A 15,026-nucleotide genomic window follows, 5' to 3' on the forward strand; every position below is an offset into this window, starting at 1 on the left:
TCAAGATTAAATTCCAGAAACCCTCATCGCTTACGCGTTGAGGGTTTTTGTTTTTCTGCTGCACAAAAACTGCCATGAAAATACGTTTTCGTTTCTATGCAGCATGCCTCTGCGTGGCTATTATGCGTGCCTCATTGCCGGGCGACTCCAAATGCTGACCTTGTTAAAGCTTCTTGCCGATGGTGCATTTCATTCTGGACAGGTATTAGGCAATGCCCTCGGCATAAGCCGCAGTGCGGTCTGGAAGCAGCTTCAGCAGCTTGAAGCTGACCTGGGCATAGAGGTGCATAAAGTGCGCGGACGGGGTTATCGACTGGCAACGCCTATTTCGCTTTTAAGCCCCGCTGGCATAGCTCAGTGCGGATTCCCCGCCAGCTGGTCTGTACGCACTTACGACACTATCGACTCAACCAATGCAGAGGCCACGCGTCTGATTGCTCGCGGGGCTCCCATGCCTTTACTGGTGGTGGCCGAGCAGCAAACCTCGGGAAGGGGGAGGCGGGGTCGAAAGTGGGTAAGTCCATTTGCCGAGAACCTTTATTACAGTCTGGTCCTGCGCATTGATGGTGGAATGCGTCAGCTGGAAGGTCTCAGCCTTTTGGTCGGATTGGCTGTGATGAACGTACTGCGCGACATTGGGGTTCAAGGCGCGGGCCTGAAATGGCCTAATGATGTGCTGGTCGGAAGACAGAAGATTGCTGGCATTTTGCTCGAGCTTGTTGGGGATCCGGCAGACGTTTGTCATGTGATCATCGGAATAGGGGTGAACGTGAACATGCGGTCATCGAGCGAAGTGGATCAGCTATGGACGTCGATTCGACTCGAAACGGGCAGCCTTGCTGATCGGAATCGGATTGCAGCCCTTATAAGCAGTCAGCTTGAGTCTCTTCTGGCAGTTCATCGCAAAGAAGGCTTCGTGGCTTTTCAGGATGAGTGGGAGCGCGGACATTTGTGGCAGGGAGCTGCTGTCAGATTGCTTTCAGGCGCTGAGGCAGTTGAAGGGGTAGTGTTGGGGGTCGACTCGCTTGGAGCGTTGCGTTTGGAAGTGAATGGGGTAGAGAAGAGCTTTAGTGGTGGCGAGCTCAGCCTGAGGTTGCGAGATGATTCTTGAGCTCGACTGTGGCAACAGCTTCATCAAGTGGCGGATAACTGCGAAGAACGATGCGGCAGTGATTAGCGGCGGCGTTGTGGACTCCGATGCTGCCTTGCTGATGCACTTGAGTAATCTGCCTGACACATCATTCACTGACTGCCGTCTGGTGAGTGTGCGTAGTGCCGAAGAAACGGCGAGGCTTGTCTCTTTGCTGGCTGACACCTTTTCCGTTGCGCCTGTCTGCGCCGAACCTGCTCAAGAGCTTGCTGGCGTGATAAATGGCTATGACGACTTCGCGCGTCTGGGGCTGGACCGCTGGCTGGCTTTCGTAGGGGCTTACCATCTCGCCAGAAGCGCGTGCCTGGTGATTGATCTGGGAACTGCTGTGACGTCTGATTTTGTCGGCGCCGGTGGTGCGCATCTCGGTGGCTTTATCTGTCCTGGAATGCCCTTGATGCGCAATCAGTTGCGTACCCATACCCGTCGCATCAGATATGACGACACAGAGGCTGAAAAAGCCCTTGCCCGTCTTGTTCCCGGGCGTGCAACTGCAGAGGCTGTAGAGCGCGGCTGCTCGTTGATGCTTCGTGGGTTTGCATTGACTCAGATTGAGATAGCACAGGGGTACTGGGGCAACGATTTTGCTATTTTTGTGACTGGCGGGGATGCTGCGCTGGTTGCGGATGTACTGCCGGGGGCTCGTATTGTTCCTGATCTGGTCTTCGTGGGTCTGGCTCTGGCTTGCCCTTTGCGTTGAGGTCTCTATGCGTTGGTTATTTCTTCTGCTGTTGATGCTTAATGCCTTTTATTACCTCTGGCATCAGCAGGAGGCTCCGCTCAGGGCTAAAGAGGTCATGCCATTGTCGTTGCATCGCGCTCCCCAGCAGGATATTCGCCTGCTTAGTGAGTCGGATGCGGGGCGCATGTCGCATGATGCCGACACGAAGTGCCTGTATGTCGGTGGCTTTGCGAGGCAAGAGGATGCTCGCCTGGTGGAGCAGCGCTTGAACAGTCTGGATATCCAGTCTCAATTTCAGTCGCTGCAAACGAATGGGGCGACGGCCTACTGGTTAAGGATTGCCCCGGAAAGCCGACGTCTTGTGGAGGCAGGTGTGATCAATCAATTGAGTCAGGATTTCCCACAATTAAAAAATCAAATAATGTCGTGCGAGGGCATTGCAACTGCTGAGTAGTTTACATAGAATGGCGCCCGCTTCGCAGCGAGGTGAAAGTCTCGCGAACGGGGTGGTAGTAGTCAACGCATGTAACCTCAGGTTTTTACTGAGAAAAAGGTTGACAGAAGGGCGGCATGAGTTGAGAATGCTGCCTCGCTTAGGAGGGGTTCCCGAGCGGCCAAAGGGATCAGACTGTAAATCTGACGTCTACGACTTCGAAGGTTCGAATCCTTCCCCCTCCACCAGATTTAGCGCGATCTGCAAATTGCGCGGGTATAGTTTAGTGGTAGAACCTCAGCCTTCCAAGCTGATGATGCGGGTTCGATTCCCGCTACCCGCTCCAGGTTTGTGGTTCATGCATTGTGTTTTGCTCTTGTAGCTCAGTTGGTAGAGCACACCCTTGGTAAGGGTGAGGTCAGCGGTTCAAATCCGCTCAAGAGCTCCATTGCTAAAGGCAGATATGAAAATATCTGCCTTTGTTTTAGGTGGTTGCGCTGTGCGTGATCCGCTTGAAGCTTGTTCGGAGTGCGTCACCTGTAAGGCGCTCCCTGAATAAGGTGTTGAAAAACTCTCGTCAGGTCCGCATAATGGTCGGCCTGATTTTGCTTTTAGGTCAGTAGCTCAATTGGCAGAGCGACGGTCTCCAAAACCGTAGGTTGGGGGTTCGATTCCCTCCTGACCTGCCAGATTTCCTAGATGTAATCTGGCTTTCTTTTCACAGGATCTCCGTAGATGAATCCCAAGGCTGAAGCATCAGACTCTCGCTTTGATATGCTGAAGTGGCTCCTGGTAGTCGTTTTGGTTGTCGTGGGTGTTGTCGGTAATCAGTATTATTCTGCTGAGCCGATCCTGTACCGCGTTCTTGCTCTCCTTGTGATTGCTGCTGCAGCTGCGTTTGTTGCGCTGCAGACCGGTAAGGGTAAAGCCTTCTTCGTTTTGGCGAAAGAAGCTCGCGCTGAGATTCGTAAAGTCGTATGGCCTACTCGCCAAGAAACCACTCAAACCACGTTGATCGTTGTGGCAGTTGTGCTGGTTATGGCGTTGCTGTTGTGGGGGCTTGATTCCCTGCTCGGCTGGCTTGTTTCCTTGATAGTTGGCTAAGGGTGTCCCGTGGCTAAGCGTTGGTACGTAGTGCATGCTTACTCGGGTTACGAGAAGCATGTCATGCGCTCGTTGATCGAGCGTGTGAAGCTGGCAGGCATGGAAGATGGCTTCGGCGAAATTCTGGTTCCCACTGAAGAAGTGGTTGAAATGCGTAATGGCCAGAAACGCAAAAGCGAACGCAAGTTCTTCCCAGGTTATGTGCTTGTTCAGATGGACATGAATGAGGGTACTTGGCACTTGGTCAAGGACACCCCGCGTGTCATGGGCTTCATCGGCGGTACCGCAGATAAGCCTGCTCCGATCACTGACAAAGAGGCAGAAGCAATTCTGCGTCGCGTTGCTGACGGTAGCGACAAGCCGAAGCCGAAAACGCTGTTCGAGCCGGGTGAGGTTGTTCGTGTCACCGACGGTCCGTTCGCCGATTTCAATGGCACGGTTGAAGAAGTTAACTACGAAAAGAGCCGGATTCAAGTGGCGGTGCTCATTTTCGGACGCTCTACCCCGGTAGAGCTAGAGTTCAGTCAGGTCGAAAAGGCATAACTGAGCTGGAATCCCATACCCCGCAGCCCAAGGCTGTGGGGTTTTTTCGTCACTGGGATATACGCGTAAGTAACCGGGGAGCCTTTATTGGCGCTTGAACCCGTAATTGGAGTGCCTCATGGCCAAGAAGATAACCGCATACATCAAGCTGCAAGTGAAAGCCGCTCAGGCTAACCCAAGCCCGCCAGTTGGTCCTGCTCTGGGTCAGCACGGTGTGAACATCATGGAATTCTGCAAAGCGTTCAACGCCCGTACTCAGGGTATTGAGCCAGGCTTGCCGACTCCAGTGATCATCACTGTATACAGCGACCGTAGCTTCACTTTCGAAACAAAAAGTACCCCTGCATCGGTTCTGCTGAAGAAAGCTGCAGGCTTGACCAGCGGCTCGGCTCGCCCGAACACCGTTAAAGTTGGCACCGTGACTCGTGCTCAGCTGGAAGATATCGCTAAAGCAAAAAACGCGGATCTGACTGCAGCTGACATGGAAGCGGCCGTGCGTACTATCGCCGGTTCCGCTCGTAGCATGGGCCTTAACGTGGAGGGTGTGTAATGGCTAAGCTGACCAAGCGTCAAAAGGCAATCGCCAGCAAGATCGAAGCTGGTAAGTCTTACAATTTCGTAGACGCCGCAGCCCTGCTGACCGAGCTGTCGACCGTCAAGTTCAGCGAGTCTGTAGACGTTGCTGTTAACCTGGGTGTCGATCCTCGTAAGTCCGACCAGGTTGTTCGTAGCGCTACCGTACTGCCGCACGGCACTGGTAAAACTGTACGCGTTGCAGTGTTCACCCAGGGCCCTGCTGCTGAAGCTGCTTTGGCTGCCGGTGCTGATCGCGTTGGTATGGACGATCTGGCTGCTGAAATGAAAGCGGGCGATCTGAACTATGACGTCGTTATCGCTTCCCCGGACGCAATGCGCGTTGTGGGTCAGTTGGGTCAGGTTCTCGGTCCTCGTGGTCTGATGCCTAACCCGAAAGTCGGCACCGTTACTCCTGACGTGGCTAACGCCGTCAAGAACGCCAAGGCTGGTCAGGTTCGTTATCGCACCGACAAAAACGGCATCATCCACACTTCCGTTGGCAAGGTCGGTTTCGACGCTGTCAAGCTGAAGGAAAACGTTGAAGCCCTGATCGCTGACCTTAAGCGTATCAAGCCTGCTTCTTCGAAAGGTATTTACGTCAAGCGCATCACCCTGAGCACCACTATGGGCCCAGGCCTGGTCATCGACCAGGGTTCGTTGGAAGCGTAAGACAGAAGCGGTGCGGTTTTGACGCCGTACCGTTTGAAAGATTGGGGTCCCTGCCTGGCGGGGGCTATCCAAGACCGTAGGCGACGCAAGTCTTAAACCTCAAGCCTACGCAGATGGTGCTCCCGGTTCCTTACCGAATCAGACACCAAAACGACATCTGACTCCGGTCGGATGAAACGGTAACAAGCAGGAGTTAAACCCGTGGCAATTAAACTCGAAGACAAGAAGGCCATCGTCGCTGAAGTCAACGAGGCTGCCAAAGCTGGTCTGTCCGCTGTCGTGGCTGATGCCCGTGGTGTGACGGTCGGCGCTATGACCGGACTCCGTAAAGAGGCTCGTGAAGCTGGCGTTTACGTACGTGTTGTACGTAACACCCTGCTCAAGCGCGCTGTTGCTGACACTGAATTCAGTGTCCTCAACGACGTGTTCACTGGCCCGACCTTGATTGCGTTCTCCAACGAACATCCTGGCGCTGCTGCCCGTCTGTTCAAGGAATTCGCCAAAGGTCAGGACAAGTTCGAGATCAAGGCAGCTGCGTTCGAGGGCAAGTTCCTCGCAGCTAATCAGATCGATGTACTGGCAAGCCTGCCGACCCGTAACGAAGCAATTTCTCAGCTGATGAGCGTGATTCAAGGCGCTACCAGCAAGTTGGCTCGTACTCTGGCGGCTGTTCGCGACCAAAAAGAAGCAGCTGCAGCCTAAGGCTGAGTCAGATCTTTTCGCGTATTTTTGTTTATTTTGATGGTCGCGTAGGCCGTCCCCCAATTCAGGAAATTGAGTCATGTCCATCTCTCAAGACGATATCCTTAACGCCGTAGCTGAAATGTCCGTTCTGCAGGTTGTAGAGCTGATCAAGGCGTTCGAAGAGAAGTTCGGCGTTACCGCTGCTGCCGGTTCGGCTGGTCCAGCTGTTGCTGCTGCTGTTGTTGAAGAACAAACTGAATTCAACGTCATGCTGCTGGAAGCTGGCGAGAAGAAAGTTAACGTGATCAAGGCAGTACGTGAACTGACCGGTCTGGGCCTGAAAGAAGCCAAGGCAGTCGTTGACGGCGCGCCAGCAATGGTTCTGGAAGCTGTTGCCAAAGACGCAGCTGACAAAGCCAAAGCTACTCTGGAAGAAGCAGGCGCTAAAGTCGAGCTGAAATAAGCATCGACTTTGAGTGTCCAGCCCACGCGATTAGCGAAAGGCTGATGGCTGGTGGCTTTTGCCACCGGCCTTTTTCCGTTATAGACGATTGGCGCTGTCAACGTTTGTAATGTGCTGTATCCACCGATGGCGGTGGCGCAAACCAAGGGGTTTGCAAGATTTTCTGGCTGCTTCCGTCGGGAGGGAGCCAAACAAGCAGGTGACCAAGCTGGGGAACGCTGATGGCTTACTCATATACTGAGAAAAAACGTATCCGCAAGGACTTTAGCAAGTTGCCGGACGTAATGGATGTGCCGTATCTCTTGGCCATCCAGCTGGATTCGTATCGCGAATTCCTGCAGGCGGGAGCGACCAAAGATCAGTTCCGCGACGTCGGTCTGCATGCAGCCTTCAAATCCGTTTTCCCGATCATCAGCTACTCCGGCAATGCTGCGCTGGAGTATGTAGGTTATCGCTTGGGCGAACCGGCATTTGATGTCAAGGAATGCGTGCTGCGCGGTGTGACTTACGCAGTACCTCTGCGGGTCAAGGTCCGTCTGATCATTTTCGACAAAGAATCGTCGAACAAAGCGATCAAGGACATCAAAGAGCAAGAAGTCTACATGGGTGAAATCCCCCTGATGACTGAAAACGGTACCTTTGTAATCAATGGCACCGAGCGCGTTATCGTGTCTCAGCTTCACCGCTCGCCTGGCGTATTCTTCGACCACGACCGTGGCAAGACGCACAGCTCCGGTAAGCTGCTTTACTCCGCTCGTATCATTCCTTACCGCGGTTCGTGGCTGGACTTCGAGTTCGATCCGAAAGACTGCGTATTCGTCCGTATCGACCGTCGTCGCAAGCTGCCTGCATCCGTACTTCTGCGCGCTCTGGGTTATACCACCGAGCAAGTGCTCGATGCTTTCTACACCACCAACGTATTCCATGTGCGCGGCGAAAATCTGAGCCTGGAACTGGTGCCTCAGCGCCTGCGTGGTGAAATTGCCGTTCTGGATATTCTGGACGACAAGGGCAAGGTCATTGTCGAGCAGGGTCGCCGTATTACCGCTCGTCACATCAACCAGCTGGAAAAAGCCGGGATCAAAGAGCTGGAAGTACCTCTGGACTACGTCCTGGGTCGTACTACTGCCAAGGTCATTGTGCATCCGGCAACCGGTGAGATCATTGCCGAGTGCAACACCGAGCTGAACACTGAAATCCTGGCCAAGATCGCGAAGGCTCAGGTCGTTCGCATCGAAACGTTGTACACCAACGACATCGACTGCGGTCCGTTCGTCTCTGACACGCTGAAGATCGACTCCACCAGCAACCAACTGGAAGCGCTGGTCGAGATCTATCGCATGATGCGTCCTGGCGAGCCGCCAACCAAGGATGCCGCTGAAACACTGTTCAACAACCTGTTCTTCAGTCCTGAGCGTTACGACCTGTCTGCTGTAGGCCGGATGAAGTTCAACCGTCGTATCGGTCGTACCGAAATCGAAGGCTCGGGCGTGCTGTGCAAGGAAGACATCGTAGCGGTCCTCAAGACCCTCGTTGATATCCGTAACGGCAAAGGCATCGTCGATGACATCGACCACCTCGGTAACCGTCGCGTTCGTTGCGTTGGCGAGATGGCCGAGAACCAGTTCCGTGTTGGTCTGGTCCGTGTCGAGCGCGCTGTCAAAGAGCGCCTGTCCATGGCAGAAAGCGAAGGCCTGATGCCTCAGGACCTGATCAACGCCAAGCCTGTTGCGGCGGCGGTCAAGGAATTCTTCGGTTCCAGCCAGCTTTCCCAGTTCATGGACCAGAACAACCCGCTGTCCGAGATCACTCACAAGCGCCGTGTTTCTGCACTCGGCCCTGGCGGTCTGACTCGTGAGCGTGCTGGCTTTGAAGTTCGAGACGTTCACCCGACTCACTACGGCCGTGTTTGCCCGATCGAGACGCCTGAAGGTCCGAACATCGGTCTGATCAACTCCCTGGCGGCCTATGCCCGCACCAACCAGTACGGCTTCCTCGAGAGCCCGTACCGTGTGGTCAAGGAAGGTCTGGTCACCGAAGAAATCGTCTTCCTTTCGGCGATCGAAGAAGCGGACCACGTCATTGCTCAGGCTTCGGCTGCAATGAACGACAAGCAAGAGCTGATCGACGAGCTGGTTGCTGTGCGTCACTTGAACGAATTCACCGTCAAGGCACCAGCCGATGTCACCCTGATGGACGTTTCGCCCAAGCAGGTTGTGTCGGTAGCCGCATCGCTGATCCCGTTCCTCGAGCACGATGACGCCAACCGCGCATTGATGGGTTCGAACATGCAGCGTCAGGCTGTACCGACCCTGCGTGCCGACAAGCCGCTGGTAGGTACTGGCATGGAGCGCAACGTTGCTCGCGACTCCGGCGTTTGCGTCGTGGCTCGTCGTGGCGGCGTGATCGACTCTGTCGACGCCAGCCGTATCGTTGTTCGCGTTGCCGATGACGAAGTAGAAACAGGTGAAGCAGGTGTAGATATCTACAACCTGACCAAATACACCCGTTCGAACCAGAACACCTGCATCAACCAGCGTCCGCTGGTCAGCAAGGGTGACCGTGTTCAGCGTAGCGACATCATGGCCGACGGTCCGTCCACCGATATGGGTGAGCTGGCTCTGGGTCAGAACATGCGCATCGCGTTCATGGCCTGGAACGGTTTCAACTTCGAAGACTCCATCTGCCTCTCCGAGCGTGTAGTTCAAGAAGACCGCTTCACAACGATCCACATTCAGGAACTGACCTGTGTGGCTCGTGACACCAAGCTTGGGCCTGAAGAGATCACCGCCGACATCCCGAACGTGGGTGAAGCGGCTCTGAACAAGCTGGACGAAGCCGGTATTGTTTATGTAGGTGCCGAAGTTGGCGCCGGCGACATCCTGGTGGGCAAGGTCACTCCGAAAGGCGAGACCCAGCTGACTCCGGAGGAAAAACTGTTGCGCGCGATTTTCGGTGAGAAAGCAAGCGACGTTAAAGATACTTCCCTGCGCGTGCCGACCGGCACCAAGGGTACTGTCATTGACGTTCAGGTCTTCACCCGTGATGGCGTCGAGCGTGATGCGCGTGCCCTGTCCATCGAGAAGTCGCAACTCGACGAGATCCGTAAGGATCTGAACGAAGAGTTCCGTATTGTCGAAGGCGCTACTTTCGAACGTCTGCGCTCTGCGCTGGTGGGTCGTATAGCCGAAGGCGGTGCTGGCCTCAAGAAAGGTCAGGAAATCACCAACGAAGTGCTTGATGGTCTTGAGCATGGTCAGTGGTTCAAACTGCGCATGGCTGAAGATGCTCTGAATGAGCAGCTTGAGAAAGCTCAGGCCTACATCGTTGATCGTCGCCGTCTTCTGGATGACAAGTTCGAAGACAAGAAACGCAAACTGCAGCAAGGCGATGACCTGGCTCCAGGCGTTCTGAAAATCGTCAAGGTCTACCTGGCAATCCGTCGTCGCATCCAGCCGGGCGACAAGATGGCCGGTCGTCACGGTAACAAGGGTGTGGTCTCCGTGATCATGCCGGTTGAAGACATGCCGCACGATGCCAATGGCACGCCGGTGGATATCGTCCTCAACCCGCTGGGCGTACCTTCGCGTATGAACGTTGGTCAGATTCTCGAAACTCACCTGGGCCTCGCGGCCAAAGGTCTGGGCGAGAAGATCAACCGCATGCTTGAAGAGCAGCGTAAAGTTGCTGAGCTGCGTAAGTTCCTAAACGAGATCTATAACGAAATCGGTGGTCGTCAGGAGTCTCTGGAAGACCTCACCGACAACGAGATTCTGGACCTCGCGAAGAACCTGCGTAACGGCGTACCGATGGCTACCCCGGTTTTCGACGGTGCCAAGGAAAGCGAAATCAAGGCAATGCTCAAGCTGGCAGATATGCCGGAAAGCGGCCAGATGCAGCTGTTCGACGGTCGTACCGGCAACAAGTTTGAACGTGCTGTAACGGTTGGCTACATGTACATGCTGAAGCTGAACCACTTGGTGGACGACAAGATGCACGCGCGTTCCACTGGTTCGTACAGCCTGGTTACCCAGCAGCCGCTGGGTGGTAAGGCACAGTTCGGTGGTCAGCGTTTCGGGGAGATGGAAGTGTGGGCGCTGGAAGCATACGGCGCGGCGTACACTCTGCAGGAAATGCTCACAGTGAAGTCGGACGATGTGAACGGTCGTACCAAGATGTACAAAAACATCGTGGACGGCGATCACCGTATGGAGCCGGGCATGCCCGAGTCTTTCAACGTGTTGATCAAAGAAATCCGTTCGCTCGGTATCGATATCGATCTGGAAACCGAATAACACGTGACGCGAATCGGGGGCAGGGCGGTATTGCCTGCTCCCTGCTCCGCCAGGAGGAAAAGCCTTGAAAGACCTACTGAATTTGCTGAAAAACCAGGGTCAAGTCGAAGAGTTCGACGCAATCCGTATCGGACTTGCATCGCCTGAGATGATCCGCTCTTGGTCGTTCGGTGAAGTTAAAAAGCCGGAAACCATCAACTACCGTACGTTCAAGCCTGAGCGTGACGGTCTGTTCTGCGCCAAGATCTTTGGCCCGGTAAAAGATTACGAGTGCCTGTGCGGTAAGTACAAGCGCCTGAAGCACCGCGGTGTCATCTGCGAAAAATGCGGTGTTGAAGTAGCACTGGCCAAGGTTCGTCGCGAGCGCATGGCTCACATCGAGCTGGCTTCGCCGGTTGCGCACATCTGGTTCCTGAAGTCGCTGCCGTCCCGTATCGGCTTGCTGATGGACATGACCCTGCGTGATATCGAGCGCGTTCTCTACTTCGAGAGCTATGTCGTTATCGATCCAGGCATGACTACCCTTGAAAAAGGTCAGCTGCTGAACGACGAGCAATACTTCGAAGCCCTCGAAGAGTTCGGTGATGACTTCGACGCCCGCATGGGTGCCGAGGCTGTCCGTGAACTGCTGCACGCTATTGATCTGGAGCACGAAATTGGCCGCCTGCGTGAAGAAATTCCGCAAACCAATTCCGAAACCAAAATCAAGAAGCTGTCCAAGCGTCTGAAGCTGATGGAAGCCTTCCAGGGTTCCGGCAACCTCCCTGAGTGGATGGTGCTGACCGTTCTGCCGGTTCTGCCGCCAGATCTGCGTCCTCTGGTTCCGCTTGACGGTGGCCGTTTCGCGACGTCCGACCTCAACGATCTGTATCGTCGAGTGATCAACCGTAACAACCGTCTGAAGCGTCTGCTGGATCTGTCTGCTCCCGACATCATCGTGCGCAACGAAAAGCGCATGCTGCAGGAAGCGGTCGATGCGCTGCTCGACAACGGTCGTCGCGGTCGTGCGATCACGGGTTCGAACAAGCGTCCTCTGAAGTCCCTGGCTGACATGATCAAGGGTAAGCAGGGTCGTTTCCGTCAGAACTTGCTCGGTAAGCGCGTTGACTACTCGGGCCGTTCGGTAATTACCGTAGGTCCGACCCTGCGTCTGCACCAGTGCGGTCTGCCGAAAAAAATGGCTCTCGAGCTGTTCAAGCCGTTCATCTTCGGCAAGCTGGAAATGCGTGGCCTGGCCACGACCATCAAAGCTGCCAAGAAGATGGTCGAGCGCGAGCTGCCAGAGGTCTGGGACGTTCTTGCTGAAGTAATTCGCGAACACCCGGTGCTTCTGAACCGCGCGCCAACTCTTCACCGTCTGGGCATCCAGGCGTTTGAACCAGTACTGATCGAAGGTAAGGCTATTCAGCTGCACCCGCTGGTCTGTGCTGCGTACAACGCCGACTTCGACGGCGACCAGATGGCCGTTCACGTACCCTTGACGCTGGAAGCTCAGCTCGAAGCGCGCGCACTGATGATGTCTACCAACAACATTCTGTCGCCAGCCAACGGTGAGCCAATCATCGTTCCTTCGCAGGACGTTGTACTGGGTCTGTATTACATGACTCGTGAAGCGATCAACGCCAAGGGCGAAGGTCGTGTGTTTGCGGACCTGCAGGAAGTCGACCGCGTATTCCGCGCCGGCGAAGCGGCTCTGCATGCCAAGGTCAAGGTTCGTATCCACGAAACGGTCAACGACCGTGACGGTGGCAGCGTCAAGAACACCCGTATCGTCGACACCACTGTCGGCCGTGCGCTGCTGTTCCAGGTGGTTCCGGCCGGCCTGTCCTACGACGTCGTCAACCAGCCCATGAAGAAGAAGGCGATCTCCAAGCTGATCAACCAGTGCTACCGCGTGGTTGGTTTGAAAGAGACCGTGATCTTCGCTGACCAGTTGATGTACACCGGTTTTGCCTACTCGACCATTTCGGGTGTTTCCATCGGCGTTAACGACTTCGTTATCCCGGATGAAAAAGCTCGCATCATCGACGCGGCCACCGAAGAAGTTAAAGAGATCGAAAGTCAGTACGCCTCCGGCCTGGTAACCCAGGGCGAGAAGTACAACAAGGTGATCGACCTCTGGTCCAAGGCCAACGACGAAGTGTCCAAGGCAATGATGTCGAACCTCTCGAAAGAGAAGGTCATCGATCGTCATGGCGTCGAAGTTGACCAGGAATCCTTCAACTCGATGTACATGATGGCTGACTCCGGTGCGCGTGGTTCTGCTGCCCAGATTCGTCAGTTGGCTGGTATGCGTGGTCTGATGGCCAAGCCTGACGGCTCCATCATCGAAACGCCGATCACTGCGAACTTCCGTGAAGGTTTGAGCGTACTTCAGTACTTCATCTCCACTCACGGTGCTCGTAAGGGTCTTGCGGATACCGCACTGAAAACCGCTAACTCCGGTTATCTGACTCGCCGTCTGGTAGACGTTGCTCAGGATCTGGTCGTTACCGAGGTGGATTGCGGTACCGAGCACGGTCTGCTGATGACTCCGCACATTGAAGGCGGTGACGTTGTAGAGCCGCTGGGTGAGCGCGTACTGGGTCGAGTTATCGCCCGTGACGTGTTCAAGCCGGGCACAGAAGAGGTCATCGTTCCTGCTGGCACACTGGTAGACGAGAAGTGGGTCGAGTTCATCGAGCTGAACAGCATCGACGAAGTGATCGTTCGCTCGCCAATCAGCTGTGAAACGCGCTACGGCATCTGTGCCAAGTGCTACGGTCGCGACCTGGCTCGCGGTCACCAGGTTAACATCGGTGAAGCTGTCGGCGTAATCGCTGCACAGTCGATCGGTGAGCCGGGTACCCAGCTGACAATGCGTACGTTCCACATTGGTGGTGCGGCAAGCCGGACCTCGGCAGCCGACAGCGTTCAGGTGAAGAATGGCGGTACTGTCCGTCTTCACAACCTGAAGCACGTTGAGCGTGTTGACGGTCACCTGGTTGCGGTATCCCGCTCCGGTGAACTGGCCATCGCTGATGACTTCGGTCGCGAGCGTGAGCGTTACAAGCTGCCATACGGTGCAGTGATTTCGGTGAAGGAAGGCGACAAGGTCGACGCTGGTTCGATCGTGGCCAAGTGGGATCCGCACACTCACCCAATCGTCACCGAGATGAAAGGTACTGTTACCTACGTCGGCATGGAAGAAGGCATCACGATCAAGCGTCAGACAGACGAATTGACCGGTATGACCAACATTGAAGTGCTTGACGCCAAAGACCGTCCGGCTGCCGGCAAGGACATCCGTCCCGCTGTGAAGATGGTCGGTCTGGATGGCAAGGATCTGCTGTTGCCGGGTACTGACGTACCTGCTCAGTACTTCCTGCCGGCCAACGCCCTGGTCGGTGTGGCTGACGGTGCGCAGATCGCGATCGGTGATGTTATCGCTCGTATTCCGCAGGAAACTTCGAAGACTCGTGACATCACCGGTGGTCTGCCACGTGTTGCCGACCTGTTCGAAGCCCGTCGTCCGAAAGAGGCGTCGATCCTTGCAGAAGTCAGCGGTACCATCGCATTCGGTAAAGAGACCAAGGGCAAGCGCCGTCTGGTCATTACCCCGAACGACGGTAGCGATCCGTACGAAGAGCTGATTCCGAAGTGGCGTCACCTGAACGTCTTCGAAGGCGAACAAGTGAACCGCGGCGAAGTTATCTCCGACGGTCCTAGCGATCCACACGACATCCTGCGTCTGCTGGGTGTGAGTGCGCTGGCCAAGTACATCGTCAACGAGATTCAGGATGTATACCGTCTGCAAGGCGTGAAGATCAACGACAAGCACATCGAGACGATTCTGCGTCAGATGCTGCGCAAGGTTGAAATTGCCGAGTCTGGCGATTCCAGTTTCATCAAGGGCGACCAGATGGAATTGACTCACGTACTGGTAGAAAACGAGCGTCTGAGCACGGAAGACAAGTTTGTCTCCAAGTTCACTCGCGTGTTGCTGGGTATCACCAAGGCATCGCTGTCCACCGAGTCGTTCATCTCCGCGGCCTCCTTCCAGGAGACAACCCGCGTGCTGACCGAGGCGGCTGTGACTGGCAAGCGCGATTATCTGCGCGGCCTGAAGGAAAACGTGGTTGTGGGTCGTCTGATCCCGGCCGGTACCGGTCTGGCTTATCACAGCGAGCGCAAGCGTCGTCGTGAAATGGACAAACCGACCCGTGTCAGCGCGAGCGAAGTAGAAGCCGCTCTGACTGAAGCGTTGAACTCCAGCGGTAATTGAGACTAAAGCCTCGGCATTTTCATCTGGCAGACAGCACGTTTTCGTGTCGTTTGCCTCTTGAGGATGTCGGGGCTTTGTCTTGACTGGGGGCGGGATCCTCTTTAGACTCTTGTACCCCTAAATTTGGCGGGGCTTGTGCCCTGTCATTTGCTTTTCTTGTAAG

General features: G+C 55.2%; 11 protein-coding genes and 4 tRNA genes. All 15 read left to right on the forward strand.

What is annotated here, in order from left to right; all coding sequences use genetic code 11:
• Positions 1-151: 151 nt before the first annotated feature.
• The 15 genes from birA (at position 152) to rpoC (ending at position 14,863) form a co-directional block, all read left to right on the forward strand.
• Positions 152-1,111, forward strand: coding sequence for a bifunctional biotin--[acetyl-CoA-carboxylase] ligase/biotin operon repressor BirA (gene birA, locus RYA97_RS04820; RefSeq protein WP_005781957.1), 960 nt, complete (start codon positions 152-154; stop codon positions 1,109-1,111).
• Positions 1,101-1,850 carry a pantothenate kinase gene (locus tag RYA97_RS04825; protein WP_016982029.1) on the forward strand — a complete coding sequence of 250 codons (750 nt, stop codon included), beginning with the start codon at positions 1,101-1,103 and terminating at the stop codon, positions 1,848-1,850. Before birA ends, RYA97_RS04825 begins: the two co-directional genes overlap by 11 nt.
• 7 nt (positions 1,851-1,857) lie before the next feature.
• A complete protein-coding gene (locus RYA97_RS04830) occupies positions 1,858-2,286 on the forward strand; it encodes a hypothetical protein (protein ID WP_005745989.1) in 429 nt (142 codons plus the stop codon).
• A gap of 142 nt (positions 2,287-2,428) precedes the next feature.
• Positions 2,429-2,513, forward strand: a tRNA-Tyr gene (locus tag RYA97_RS04835).
• A 24-nt stretch (positions 2,514-2,537) separates the two neighbouring features.
• A tRNA-Gly gene (locus RYA97_RS04840) sits at positions 2,538-2,611 on the forward strand.
• 26 nt (positions 2,612-2,637) lie between these two features.
• Positions 2,638-2,713 (forward strand) — tRNA-Thr (locus RYA97_RS04845).
• A 165-nt stretch (positions 2,714-2,878) separates the two neighbouring features.
• Positions 2,879-2,954 (forward strand) — tRNA-Trp (locus tag RYA97_RS04850).
• A gap of 46 nt (positions 2,955-3,000) precedes the next feature.
• Positions 3,001-3,369: a preprotein translocase subunit SecE gene (gene secE / locus RYA97_RS04855; protein WP_002555502.1), complete on the forward strand. Its 369-nt coding sequence runs from the start codon at positions 3,001-3,003 to the stop codon at positions 3,367-3,369.
• A 9-nt stretch (positions 3,370-3,378) separates the two neighbouring features.
• Entirely contained in the window at positions 3,379-3,912 is a 534-nt protein-coding gene (nusG, locus tag RYA97_RS04860) for a transcription termination/antitermination protein NusG (protein ID WP_002555501.1), read from the forward strand.
• A 118-nt stretch (positions 3,913-4,030) separates the two neighbouring features.
• Complete coding sequence (rplK, locus tag RYA97_RS04865) at positions 4,031-4,462, forward strand: 50S ribosomal protein L11 (RefSeq protein WP_002555500.1); 432 nt, start codon at positions 4,031-4,033, stop codon at positions 4,460-4,462.
• Complete coding sequence (gene rplA / locus RYA97_RS04870) at positions 4,462-5,157, forward strand: 50S ribosomal protein L1 (protein ID WP_002555499.1); 696 nt, start codon at positions 4,462-4,464, stop codon at positions 5,155-5,157. The genes rplK and rplA overlap by 1 nt, the downstream gene beginning before the upstream one ends.
• Positions 5,158-5,358: 201 nt before the next feature.
• Positions 5,359-5,859: a 50S ribosomal protein L10 gene (gene rplJ, locus RYA97_RS04875; RefSeq protein ID WP_002555498.1), complete on the forward strand. Its 501-nt coding sequence runs from the start codon at positions 5,359-5,361 to the stop codon at positions 5,857-5,859.
• Between the two features lie 79 nt (positions 5,860-5,938).
• Positions 5,939-6,304 (forward strand): 50S ribosomal protein L7/L12, encoded by a 366-nt coding sequence (rplL, locus tag RYA97_RS04880; protein WP_002555497.1) that lies wholly within the window; start codon positions 5,939-5,941, stop codon positions 6,302-6,304.
• 221 nt (positions 6,305-6,525) lie between these two features.
• Positions 6,526-10,599, forward strand: coding sequence for a DNA-directed RNA polymerase subunit beta (gene rpoB / locus RYA97_RS04885; protein ID WP_024659930.1), 4,074 nt, complete (start codon positions 6,526-6,528; stop codon positions 10,597-10,599).
• 64 nt (positions 10,600-10,663) lie between these two features.
• Positions 10,664-14,863 (forward strand): DNA-directed RNA polymerase subunit beta', encoded by a 4,200-nt coding sequence (gene rpoC, locus RYA97_RS04890; protein ID WP_117139730.1) that lies wholly within the window; start codon positions 10,664-10,666, stop codon positions 14,861-14,863.
• Positions 14,864-15,026: the final 163 nt, after the last annotated feature.

The sequence above is a fragment of the Pseudomonas syringae group sp. 26L6 genome (assembly GCF_032587815.1).
GTDB lineage: Bacteria > Pseudomonadota > Gammaproteobacteria > Pseudomonadales > Pseudomonadaceae > Aquipseudomonas > Aquipseudomonas amygdali.

What these genes read in the sequence shown, in the direction of transcription:
- RYA97_RS04830 (WP_005745989.1), top strand. Translation starts at nt 1,858, where the DNA reads ATGCGTTGGTTATTTCTTCTGCTGTTGATGCTTAATGCCTTTTATTAC.
- RYA97_RS04825 (WP_016982029.1), top strand. Translation starts at nt 1,101, where the DNA reads ATGATTCTTGAGCTCGACTGTGGCAACAGCTTCATCAAGTGGCGGATA.
- rplA (WP_002555499.1), top strand. Translation starts at nt 4,462, where the DNA reads ATGGCTAAGCTGACCAAGCGTCAAAAGGCAATCGCCAGCAAGATCGAA.
- birA (WP_005781957.1), top strand. Translation starts at nt 152, where the DNA reads ATGCTGACCTTGTTAAAGCTTCTTGCCGATGGTGCATTTCATTCTGGA.
- rpoB (WP_024659930.1), top strand. Translation starts at nt 6,526, where the DNA reads ATGGCTTACTCATATACTGAGAAAAAACGTATCCGCAAGGACTTTAGC.
- rplK (WP_002555500.1), top strand. Translation starts at nt 4,031, where the DNA reads ATGGCCAAGAAGATAACCGCATACATCAAGCTGCAAGTGAAAGCCGCT.
- secE (WP_002555502.1), top strand. Translation starts at nt 3,001, where the DNA reads ATGAATCCCAAGGCTGAAGCATCAGACTCTCGCTTTGATATGCTGAAG.
- rplL (WP_002555497.1), top strand. Translation starts at nt 5,939, where the DNA reads ATGTCCATCTCTCAAGACGATATCCTTAACGCCGTAGCTGAAATGTCC.